The 11,182-nt window shown below is 64.2% G+C and carries 6 protein-coding genes; 5 read left to right on the top strand and 1 reads right to left on the bottom strand.

Annotation, left to right across the window (positions count from 1 at the left end; all coding sequences use genetic code 11):
* The first annotated feature begins 207 nt into the window (after positions 1-207).
* The 5 genes from Q7V20_RS07595 (at position 208) to Q7V20_RS07575 (ending at position 8,076) form a co-directional block, all read left to right on the top strand.
* Complete coding sequence (locus Q7V20_RS07595) at positions 208-1,317, top strand: patatin-like phospholipase family protein (RefSeq protein WP_304788793.1); 1,110 nt, start codon at positions 208-210, stop codon at positions 1,315-1,317.
* Between the two features lie 83 nt (positions 1,318-1,400).
* Complete coding sequence (locus Q7V20_RS07590) at positions 1,401-1,637, top strand: YdcH family protein (RefSeq protein WP_300543504.1); 237 nt, start codon at positions 1,401-1,403, stop codon at positions 1,635-1,637.
* 29 nt (positions 1,638-1,666) lie between these two features.
* On the top strand, positions 1,667-4,477 hold the full coding sequence (gene metH, locus Q7V20_RS07585) for a methionine synthase (protein ID WP_370652424.1): 2,811 nt from the start codon (positions 1,667-1,669) through the stop codon (positions 4,475-4,477).
* A gap of 244 nt (positions 4,478-4,721) precedes the next feature.
* A complete protein-coding gene (locus tag Q7V20_RS07580) occupies positions 4,722-6,470 on the top strand; it encodes a DUF1800 family protein (RefSeq protein ID WP_304788790.1) in 1,749 nt (582 codons plus the stop codon).
* 16 nt (positions 6,471-6,486) lie between these two features.
* On the top strand, positions 6,487-8,076 hold the full coding sequence (locus tag Q7V20_RS07575) for a DUF1501 domain-containing protein (protein ID WP_304788788.1): 1,590 nt from the start codon (positions 6,487-6,489) through the stop codon (positions 8,074-8,076).
* Here Q7V20_RS07575 and uvrA read toward each other — a convergent pair.
* Positions 8,066-10,963: an excinuclease ABC subunit UvrA gene (gene uvrA / locus Q7V20_RS07570; protein WP_304788786.1), complete on the bottom strand. Its 2,898-nt coding sequence runs from the start codon at positions 10,961-10,963 to the stop codon at positions 8,066-8,068. The genes Q7V20_RS07575 and uvrA overlap by 11 nt on opposite strands.
* Positions 10,964-11,182: the final 219 nt, after the last annotated feature.

The raw sequence follows: 11,182 nt of genomic DNA, 5'->3' as shown, positions 1-11,182 counted from the left end.
TTGCAGGGCTTTGGCTTTTTCGGCGCTCAGGGCGGACTTTGCGGTGGCTTCCATTCAGGTGTCTCCGATGGGTGTGAATTGATGAATTGCCGCCATTATGACAAAAGCTGGATGGATGTACAGTATTTCAAACAGGTATTTGTCACCCACTGAAGAGGGGAGTGCAAAATCAATGCTGCAGTGCAGCATTACGAGCTAGACTGGGCCATGACCATCCCCAGCAAAAAGCGCAAAGCCCTTTCATCCGCCGCCCAGAACCCATCGCCCAGGCCGCGGGTGGACCTGGCACTGCAAGGCGGCGGCTCACATGGCGCGTTCACCTGGGGGGTGCTCGACCGGCTGCTGGACGAGGATGGCCTGGATTTCTCGGGCATCTCGGGCACCAGCGCGGGGGCGCTCAACGGCGCCGTGATGCTCACCGGCTATGTCGAAGGCCACACCCAAGGTGGCGTGGCCCTGGCCCGCGCCCAGGCCCAAAAAGCCCTGGCCGCCTTCTGGGCCGACGTCAGCCAGCATGGGCCGATCTTCTCGCCCATGACCCTGCAATCCAATGGCTCACTCAAGCCCGCCTTCAACCTGGACCAGATCCCCGGTTACCAGTGGATGAACATGTTCATGCAGACCTTCAGTCCGTATGAGATCAATCCGCTGAACCTGAACCCCTTGCGCGATGTGGTGCAGCGGCATGTGACCATAGAAACAGTGCACGAAGCTTGCCAGCACGGCACCCAGTTGTTCGTGACCGCCACCTCGGTGCGCACCGGCCAGGCGCGCGTCTTCACCGAAGAGGAGTTGACGCTGGATGCCCTGATGGCCTCGGCCTGCCTGCCGGTGGTGTTCCAGGCGGTCGAGATCGACGGCGAGCCTTACTGGGATGGCGGCTACACCGGCAACCCCGCGCTGTACCCCCTGATCTACAACACCGAAACGCGTGACATCCTGCTGATCAAGATCAACCCGCTGCAGCGCCTGGACAAGCCCACGCGCAGCATGGACATCCTCGACCGGCTCAGCGAAATCACCTTCAACGCCAGCCTGATCGGTGAGATGCGGGCCATTGCGTTCGTGAAGCGCCTGCTGAAGGAAGACAAGATCGACCCCGGTCGCTACAAAGACTTGCACATGCACATGGTGGCCGACGACGAGAACCTGGCGCCGTTCAACGCCTCCAGCAAGTCCAACACCGACCGCGTTTTCCTGCAAACGCTGCACGACATGGGCCATGCCGCTGCCGACCGCTGGCTGGCCGCCCACCGCGACGACATCGGGCACAGAAGCTCATTGGACATCGAAAAGACCTTCCTGGGCCTGGGTTGATCTACCGCAAGACGCTTGAAGCAGGCTCAACGGAAGATCATGGTGCTCAGCAACACTGCTGAGTCAACCAAGAAGGAGCAGGAATGATTCAAGAACACCATCCGCTGGCCAAGGATTTCCCGGAGTGCCGGGACAAGATCCACGCGCTGAAGACGTCCAGCGCCCACTTTGCGCGGTTGGAGCGTGAATACGAGGACCTGGACAAGGCCATCGTCCGGCTGGAAACCGGCATCGAGCATGGCTCGTCCGCCGAACTGGAGCAAAAGAAACTGCTGCGCGTGACCCTCAAGGATGAGTTGTACGCCATGCTGAAAGCGTGAGGTCTGCGCCGCCTCGTAAAATGGCGGCCATGACCCAGCCTGCATTCCCCACCACTTCATCGCCTGCGGGCGCCCTGCCCTCCGCTCCCGTGGCGCCCATGCGCCTGTCCGGGCTGGAACCCGTGCTGATCGGGCCGGGCTCGCTGTTCGTCAACGTGGGCGAACGCACCAACGTGACCGGGTCCAAGGCTTTTGCCCGGATGATCCTGAACGGCCAGTTCGAAGAAGCCCTGGCGGTGGCGCGCCAGCAGGTCGAAAACGGTGCCCAGGTCATCGACATCAACATGGACGAGGCCATGCTGGACAGCAAGTCCGCCATGGTGCGCTTCCTGAACCTGATCGCCTCCGAGCCCGAGATTTCGCGCGTGCCCATCATGGTCGATTCGTCCAAATGGGACGTGATCGAGGCCGGACTGAAGTGCATCCAGGGCAAGGGCATCGTCAACTCGATCTCGATGAAGGAAGGCGAGGACGAGTTCCGCCGCCAGGCCAAGCTGGTCAAGCGCTATGGCGCGGCCGCCGTGGTCATGGCGTTTGACGAAAAAGGCCAGGCCGACACCTTCGCGCGCAAGGTCGAGATTTGCGAGCGGGCCTACCGCATCCTGGTGGACGAGGTGGGCTTCCCGCCGGAAGACATCGTCTTCGACCCGAACATCTTCGCCATCGCCACCGGCATCGAAGAGCACGACAACTACGCGGTCGACTTCATCAACGCCACACGCTGGATCAAAGAGAACCTGCCGGGCGCCAAGATCAGCGGCGGCGTGTCGAACGTCAGCTTCAGCTTCCGCGGCAACGACCCGATGCGCGAGGCCATCCACACCGTGTTCCTGTACCACGCCATCCAGGCGGGCATGGACATGGGCATCGTCAACGCGGGCATGGTGGGCGTGTATGACGCGCTCGACCCGGTGCTGCGCGAGCGCGTTGAAGACGTGGTGCTGAATCGCCAGCCTGTCTACAAGGACGGCGAGCCTCACCTCACGCCCAGCGAGCGCCTGATCGAGATTGCCGACAGCGCCAAGGGCGCGGCCAAGGACGACAGCGCGAAGCTGGCCTGGCGCGGCACGGCGGACGAACCCGCCACGGTGGAGCACCGCCTGAGCCATGCGCTGGTCAACGGCATCACCGACTTCATCACGGTGGACACGGAAGAGTGCTGGCAGAAGATCAAAGCCACCGGCGGGCGCCCGCTGCACGTGATCGAAGGCCCGCTCATGGCGGGCATGAACACCGTGGGCGACCTGTTCGGCGCAGGCAAGATGTTCCTGCCGCAGGTGGTGAAATCCGCCCGCGTGATGAAGCAGGCCGTGGCGCACTTGCTGCCCTACATCGAAGAAGAAAAGAAGCTGCTGATCGAAGGCGGCGGCAATGCCAAGCCCAAGGGCAAGATCGTGATCGCCACGGTGAAGGGCGACGTGCACGACATCGGCAAGAACATCGTGACCGTGGTCCTGCAGTGCAACAACTTCGAGGTGGTCAACATGGGCGTGATGGTGCCCTGCGTTGACATCTTGAAGATGGCCAAGGAGACCGGCGCCGACATCATCGGCCTCTCCGGCCTGATCACGCCCAGCCTGGAAGAGATGCAGTACGTGGCCGGCGAGATGGAGCGCGACGAGTATTTCCGCACTCGCCAGACGCCGCTGCTGATCGGCGGCGCCACCTGTTCGCGCGTGCACACCGCCGTGAAGATCGCGCCCAACTTCAGTGGGCCGGTGGTCTACGTGCCCGACGCCTCGCGCGCCGTGGGCGTGTGCACCGAGCTGCTGAGCGACGAACGCCAGGCCGATTACATCGCCGAGCTGAACGCCGACTACGAACGCGTGCGCGTGCAGCACGCCAACAAAAAGACCACGCCGATGGTGACGCTGACGCAAGCCCGCGCCAACAAGACGCCGATGGACTGGAATGGCTACACGCCCGCCGTGCCCAAAATCACCGGCCGTCGCGTGTTCAAGAACCAGGACCTGGCCGAGCTGGTGCCCTACATCGACTGGGGCCCCTTCTTCCAGACCTGGGACTTGGCCGGCCCCTACCCCGCCATCCTGGACGACGAGGTGGTGGGCGTCGAAGCGCGCAAGGTGCTGGCCGATGCGCAGGCCCTGCTCAAGAAGATCGTCGAGGGCCGTTGGCTGTCCGCGCATGGCGTGATTGCGCTGTACCCCGCCAACACGGTGGACGACGACACCATCGAGATCTACCGCGACGAATCGCGCACCGAAGTGCTGATGACCTGGTCGCCGCTGCGCATGCAATCCGAGCGCCCGGTGGTGGATGGCGTCAAGCGCGCCAACCGCAGCCTGGCCGACTTCGTGGCGCCCAAGGGCACCAAGCCCGACTACATCGGCCTGTTCGCCGTGACCGCGGGCCTGGGCATCGAGAAGAAGGACGCCGAGTTCCTGGCCAAGCACGATGACTACTCGTCGATCATGCTCAAGGCCCTGGCCGACCGCCTGGCCGAAGCCTTCGCCGAGCGCATGCACGAGCGCGTGCGCAAGGAGTTCTGGGGCTACGCGGCCGACGAGCACCTGAGCAACGTCGACCTGATCGGCGAGAAGTACAAAGGCATCCGCCCTGCCCCGGGCTACCCCGCCTGCCCCGACCACACGGTGAAGAGCGAGATGTTCCGCGTGCTGCAGGCTGACGAGGTCAGCATGGCCTTGACCGAGAGCCTGGCCATGATGCCCGCGGCCAGCGTGAGCGGTTTCTATTTGGCCCACCCCGAGTCCACCTATTTCAACGTGGGCAAGATCGGGCACGACCAACTGGAGAATTGGGCCGAAAAAACCGGCCTTTCCCAGCGCGACGCCGAACGGGCCTTGTCGCCCAACTTGTGAGCTATTGACGCTTTCGGGCTCTGATTGAACCTGGCGTATCGCCCCCTTACAACTGAGGCATCTTGCATCCCCTGCGGACGGGGGCGCATGGCACCTTGCGAACTCGTTTCAGAGATCGTTCCTTCAGGAACCCGGCTCAAGCCCGCGTTTCAGATGCCGACATCCCTGAGTCAAGTCTCTCAGTGCGAGTGCGTTCATGTTGCGGTCGATGTCCGAAGGTGTCCTGTCCAAAGCAGGGTTGGTGATGGCGTTCAGCGCAGCCCTGTTGGTGGGTTGTGGCGGCGGCGGTGGCGGTGACAGCACGTCAAGCAGCACAGGCAGTGCAGGATCCAGCAACCTGCAGTCGGTCGGTGCCGTGCCGGCCAACGACATCGAAGCCCATCGCTTCCTGACGCAAGCCACGTTTGGCCCCACCTCATCAGACATCTCCCGAGTGAAGGCGGTCGGCTACGAACGCTGGATTGACGAGCAACTGGCCAGACCGGCGCAGAACACCCACCTGGCCACGGCCGAAGCCTCCGCAGTGGCGCAAGGCACCGGCCGACCCATGGTGAACGACGTGATCTTCAGCTGGTGGACACACGCCGCGACCGATCCCGCCCAACTGCGCCAGCGCGTGGCCTTCGCACTGTCCGAGATCTTCGTGGTCTCAACCACCAACGCCGAGCTGGCAGGCGACGGCCGCATGGTCGCCAGCTACATGGACATGCTGAGCGACAAGATCGACGGCAACTACCGAAGTCTGTTGGAAGGCGTGGCCCTGCACCCCGCCATGGGCACGTTCCTGTCGCATCAGGGCAACCGCAAGGAAGACACCAACACAGGCCGCATCGCCGATGAAAACTTCGCACGCGAGGTGATGCAGCTGTTCTCGATCGGCCTGGTCGAGCTGAACGACGATGGCACCCCCAAGCTGGCCGACGGCCAGCCCCAGGAAACCTACACCGCCGATGACGTCAAGGGCCTGGCCAAGGTCTTCACCGGGTGGAGCTGGTTTCGGCCCGCCGCCAAGGCCTCGGTGGTGTGGTGGCAGTGCTTCTGGCGTGGCGACCAATGCCAGGACAACAGTCAGAGCGTGACGGCCATGTCCTCGTACACCGAAGAACACTCGATCAGCGAGAAGCGCTTTTTGGGTGCGACGGTACCCGCTCAGACCACACCCAATCCCCAGGCCAGCCTGGTGACCGCGCTGGACCGCCTGGCCAATCACCCCAACACCGCACCATTCTTTGCCAAGCAACTCATACAGCGCCTGGTGACCAGCAACCCCAGCCCCAGTTACGTGCAGCGCGTGACCGCCGCCTTCCGTGCGTCCAATGGCAACATCAAGGCCACCGTCAAGGCCGTGCTGCTGGACGCCGAGGCCCGCGACATGGACCTGCGAGAGACCGCCAGCTTCGGCAAGGTGCGCGAACCTCTGGTGCGTGTCATTCATTTGATGCGGGCCATCCCCCACGTCTCGGATGCTTACAACACCGCTGTGACCGGCGGCCACCTGCCTTACTACCTCGCCTCCACCACCGACGACACGGTGAGCGAGCTGGGCCAGACCCCCATGCGCGCGCCCTCGGTGTTCAACTTCTTCCGGCCCGGCTACAAGCCACCGCAGACCGATCTGGGCAACCAGGACCTGGTGGCGCCCGAAATGCAGATCACCAATGAGACCTCGGTGCTGGGCTATGCCAACTATGTGATCCAGATGGTGGACTTTGGCTGGGGTCACACCAACGGCCAGTCCCAGCGCATCGACATGCGCTTTGACCTGAGCAGCTTTGACAGCCTGGTGGACAAGCCCACCGCCGCCGCACCACAACAGCTGGTCACGGCCGTGGCGCAAAGGCTGCTGGGCGGCCCTGCCTCCAGCGAGCTCAACGCGCTGATGCTGACCGGCGTGGGCAAGATGCCCAACGTCACCGCCGCCGACCGCCGCCGCCGCGTGGCCTCCGCGATTCTGATGGTGGCCGTGTCGCCTCAGTTCATCGTCCAACAGTGAAAACGAAGACTTCGCCATGAGCAGCCCCACCAGCCGCCGCAGCTTCCTGCGCCAAGCCGCCGCCTTCTCCACCCTGGGCGCCGCCGGCCCCCTGGGCTTGAGCCTGGCCACCATGGGCCAGGCCTCGGCCCAATCCGCCAATGGCGGCTACCAGGCCCTGGTGTGCATCTTCCTCCACGGGGGGAATGACTCGTACAACACCGTGCTGGCCACCGACACGGATTCCTGGGGCCACTATGTGAACCACCGCGACCCGCGTTCGCGCGATGCCACCGACAGCAGCACCTCGATCGCCTTGTTGCGTCCGGGCACTGCCGCCAACCCCGGGGGTGCAGCTGGCTCTCCTGCTCGCCTGGGCGGCGTGCTGTCGATCGCGCATTCGGGGCGCTCGGTTCATGCCGGTCGGCAATTCGCCTTGCATCCTTCGCTGGTGCGCAGCCAGCAGTTGTATGGCTCGAATCGGCTTGCGGTGATGGCCAACGTGGGCCCTCTGATCCGCCCCACCAGCAAGGCCAACTACGCGCTGGACAGCTTTGCCAAACCGGCCAAGCTGTTCTCGCACAACGACCAGCAATCCACCTGGATGTCCTTCTCGCCCGAAGGGGCCAGTGAAGGCTGGGGCGGCCGCATTGGCGACCTGCTGATGAGCGGCAACGGCAGCGGCAGCAGCGCCAGTGTCGACATCATCAAGCGCTCCTTCACTTGCATCACTCCTGGTCATGCCAGCACGTGGCTGAGTGGCCGGTCGGTCCGCCAGTACCCCGTGGGCCTGGCCAGAATTCCCGGCCTGGGCAACCAACAGCATGTGCTGAGCAATGCCGACCTGTACACCGCGGTCAAGTCGGTGATGACTGCATCGACCAGCAGCAACCTGTTCACCCAGGCCCACCAGCAAGTGGTCACGCGGGCCATCCAGGCCAGCAACCTGATGGCAGGCGCCCTGCCCGCCAGCGCCATGGCCCCCTGGGGCACTTCGGGCGCATCGTCGGTGTGGACCGACCCCATGCTGAAGTACACCAGCACGAATGGCGCGCAAGCCACCAATGGCCTGGCGCTGCAGTTGCAGATGATTGCCCGCATCATCGACGCGAACCGGCAAGGCGGCTTTGGCATCCGGCGGCAGGTGTTCATGGTGAACCTGGGCAGCTTTGACACCCACGCTTCGCAGAACGCCGAGCACAACGAGCGCATGCTGCAGCTGGACCACGCGCTGGCCTATTTCGACAGCGTGCTGGGCGCGATGCCCGGCGGCGACATGCGCTCACAGGTCACCACCTTCACGGCCTCGGACTTTGGTCGCAGTTTCACCAACAATGGCGATGGCACCGACCATGGCTGGGGTGCCCACCACCTGATCATGGGTGGCGCGGTGCAAGGCGGTGAGGTGTACGGCACCTTCCCGCAGTACAGCACCGCCAACGCCAATGGCGTGTTCGCCAGCCCGGACCAGCTTGGCAATGGCGCCCTGCTGCCCACCACCTCGGTGGACCAGTACGCCTACACCCTGGGCAAGTGGATGGGCGTGACGAACACCGACCTGGCCAGCATCCTGCCCAACCTGCACAACTTCGACAGCTCGGCCCACAACGTGGGTTTCATGGGCTGACTTCGTCCAGCAGCGCCTTGAGGTAGTGACCCGTGTGGCTGCCAGCGTGCGCGGCCACGGTCTCAGGCGTGCCAGCCACCACCAGGGTGCCACCACCCGAGCCACCTTCGGGGCCCATGTCGATCAGCCAATCGGCCGTCTTGATGACGTCCAGGTTGTGCTCGATCACGACGATGGTGTTGCCCGCATCGCGCAACTGGTGCAGCACCTTGAGCAGCAAGGCGATGTCGTGGAAGTGCAGGCCAGTGGTCGGCTCGTCCAGGATGTAGAGCGTGCGGCCAGTGTCGCGTTTGGAGAGTTCCAGCGCCAGCTTGACGCGCTGCGCTTCGCCGCCTGACAAAGTGGTCGCGCTTTGCCCCAGCCGGATGTAGCCCAGGCCCACGTCCATCAGGGTTTGCAGCTTGCGGGCCAGCGTGGGCACGGCGCTGAAGAACTCCAGCGCGGCCTCGACCGTCAGGTCCAACACCTGGTGGATGTTCTTGCCCTTGTACAAAATCTCCAGCGTCTCGCGGTTGTAGCGCTTGCCTTGGCACACATCGCAAGGCACGTAGACATCGGGCAGGAAGTGCATCTCGACCTTGAGCACGCCATCGCCCTGGCAAGCTTCGCAGCGGCCACCGGCCACGTTGAAGGAGAAGCGGCCCGCGCCATAACCGCGCTCGCGCGCACTGGGCACGTCGGCCATCAGCTCGCGGATCGGCGTGAACAGACCGGTGTAGGTGGCCGGATTGCTGCGCGGTGTGCGGCCAATGGGGGACTGGTCCACGTTGATGACCTTGTCGAACAACTCCAGGCCTTCGATCTCGTCGTGCGCGGCCGGATCCAGGTGGCTGTGGTACAGCTTGCGGGCCACGCTGGCGTACAGGGTCTCGTTGACCAGGGTGCTCTTGCCGGAGCCCGACACGCCCGTCACGCAGGTGAACAAGCCCACGGGGATCTCGACCGTCACGCCCTTGAGGTTGTGGCCTCTGGCATTGACGACGCGCAGTCGCGGGGTCTCTTCAAGGAAAGGCAAACGCTTGGGCGGCACGGCAATGCGCAGTGCGCGCGCCAGGTATTGGCCGGTCAGGCTGTCGGGGTGCTGGGCCACTTCGGCGGCCGTGCCTTGGGTGATGACGTGGCCGCCATGCACGCCCGCGCCGGGGCCCATGTCGATCACGTAGTCGGCCGCGCGGATCATGTCCTCGTCGTGTTCGACCACGATCACGCTGTTGCCCAGGTTGCGCAGATGCTGCAAGGTGCCGATCAGGCGGTCGTTGTCGCGCTGGTGCAGGCCGATGCTGGGCTCGTCGAGCACGTACATCACGCCGGTCAGACCAGAGCCGATCTGGCTGGCCAGGCGGATGCGTTGGGCCTCGCCGCCGCTGAGCGTGTCGGCGCTGCGGTCCAGGCTGAGGTAGGTCAGGCCCACGTCGTTCAGGAAGCGCAGGCGCGAGCGGATCTCGGTGACGACCTTGTCGGCGATCTCGGCTTTGGAGCCGATCAGGTTCAGGCCTTCGAAGTAGCGCTGGGCTTCGGCCAAGGTGGCATGGGCCACTTCATAGATGGCGCGCTTGTCATTGGTCTTGGCATCGTGCAGGAAGACGTGGCGGGCTTCGCGGCGCAGGCGCGTGCCATCGCAATCAGGGCAGGCCTTGGGCTGCTGGTAACGCGACAGCTCTTCACGCACGGCCGATGAATCGGTCTCCTTGAAGCGCCGCTCGAAATTGCGCAGGATGCCTTCAAACGGGTGGCTGCGTTTGACACGGCGCTTCTTGCCCGCCGTGCCATCGGCCTCGTAGACAAACTCGATCTCTTCATCGCCAGAGCCATAGAGCAGCACATGCTGCACCGTGGCAGGCAGGTCTTCAAAAGGCTGGTCGATGTCGACCTTGTAGTGCTTGCCCAGCGCCTCGATCATCGAATAGGTGTAGGGGTTGCGACGATCCCAGCCCTTGATGGCGCCGCTGCCCAGGCTCAAGCTGGGGAAGGCCACCACGCGCACGGGATCGAAGGCGATGACGTGCCCCAGTCCATCGCAGGTCGGGCAGGCACCCACCGGCGAGTTGAACGAGAACAGGCGCGGCTCCAGCTCGGACAGCGAGTAGCTGCACACCGGGCAGGCAAACTTGGACGAGTACACGTGCTCGGTGCCCGTGTCCATCTCGTGCGCGATGGCGCGGCCATCGGCCAGGCGCATGGCGGCCTCGAAGCTTTCAGCCAGGCGCTGCGTCATGTCGGCGCGCACCTTCAGGCGATCGACCACCACGTCCACGTCGTGCTTCTCGTTCTTCTTCAGCTCGGGCAGGTCGGCGGCTTCAATCACCTGGCCGTCAATGCGAAAGCGCACGTAGCCTTCGGACTGCATCTGCGCGAACAGGTCGGTGTGCTCGCCTTTGCGGTCGCGCATGACCGGTGCCAGGATCATCAGTTTCGTGTCTTCGGGCATGGCCAGCACGGCGTCCACCATCTGGCTGACGCTCTGGGCGCGCAAGGGCAGATCGTGGTCGGGGCAGAAAGGCGTGCCGGCGCGTGCGTAGAGCAGGCGCAAGTAGTCGTGGATTTCGGTGACCGTGCCCACGGTGGAGCGTGGGTTGTGGCTGGTGGCCTTTTGCTCGATGCTGATGGCGGGCGACAGGCCCTCGATCACGTCCACATCGGGCTTGTCCATCAGTTGCAGGAACTGGCGGGCGTAGGCGCTCAGGCTTTCAACGTAGCGGCGCTGGCCCTCAGCGTACAAGGTGTCGAACGCGAGGCTGGACTTGCCGGAGCCCGACAGGCCCGTGATCACCACCAGCTGGTGCCGAGGGATGTCCAGGTCGATGTTCTTGAGGTTGTGCGTTCGCGCGCCCCGAACCTGGATCAGCGGGACATTGGGACGGACGGGCAAATCGGAGCGGGAGGACATCGGACGCGGTGGCAAGGCTGGGCAACCGAACATCATACGGCGGCTTGGGGATTCGGGGGCTGTGTGCTTTGGATGGGGAGCGCGGGGCGCGGGCTGGGGCGGTCTCCGGCAGGGCTTCAGCTTGGTGGTCCCGCTTTTCAAGCGGGACTGCCTTGCGATGCTCGTGCCGAGGTGGGGCCGTGGAACTCGTTTCGCGGCCTTTGGCCGCTGCACTCAAAC

It is taken from the genome of Aquabacterium sp. (assembly GCF_030652515.1).
In the GTDB taxonomy this organism is placed as follows: domain Bacteria; phylum Pseudomonadota; class Gammaproteobacteria; order Burkholderiales; family Burkholderiaceae_C; genus Aquabacterium.
This window is presented reverse-complemented; position numbering and strand designations above follow the sequence as displayed.

Bases quoted from the DNA above. Each gene is read 5' to 3' on its own strand.
- Q7V20_RS07595 (WP_304788793.1), top strand. From the start codon at position 208: ATGACCATCCCCAGCAAAAAGCGCAAAGCCCTTTCATCCGCCGCCCAG.
- Q7V20_RS07590 (WP_300543504.1), top strand. From the start codon at position 1,401: ATGATTCAAGAACACCATCCGCTGGCCAAGGATTTCCCGGAGTGCCGG.
- metH (WP_370652424.1), top strand. From the start codon at position 1,667: ATGACCCAGCCTGCATTCCCCACCACTTCATCGCCTGCGGGCGCCCTG.
- Q7V20_RS07580 (WP_304788790.1), top strand. From the start codon at position 4,722: ATGGCGTTCAGCGCAGCCCTGTTGGTGGGTTGTGGCGGCGGCGGTGGC.
- Q7V20_RS07575 (WP_304788788.1), top strand. From the start codon at position 6,487: ATGAGCAGCCCCACCAGCCGCCGCAGCTTCCTGCGCCAAGCCGCCGCC.
- uvrA (WP_304788786.1), bottom strand. From the start codon at position 10,963: ATGTCCTCCCGCTCCGATTTGCCCGTCCGTCCCAATGTCCCGCTGATC.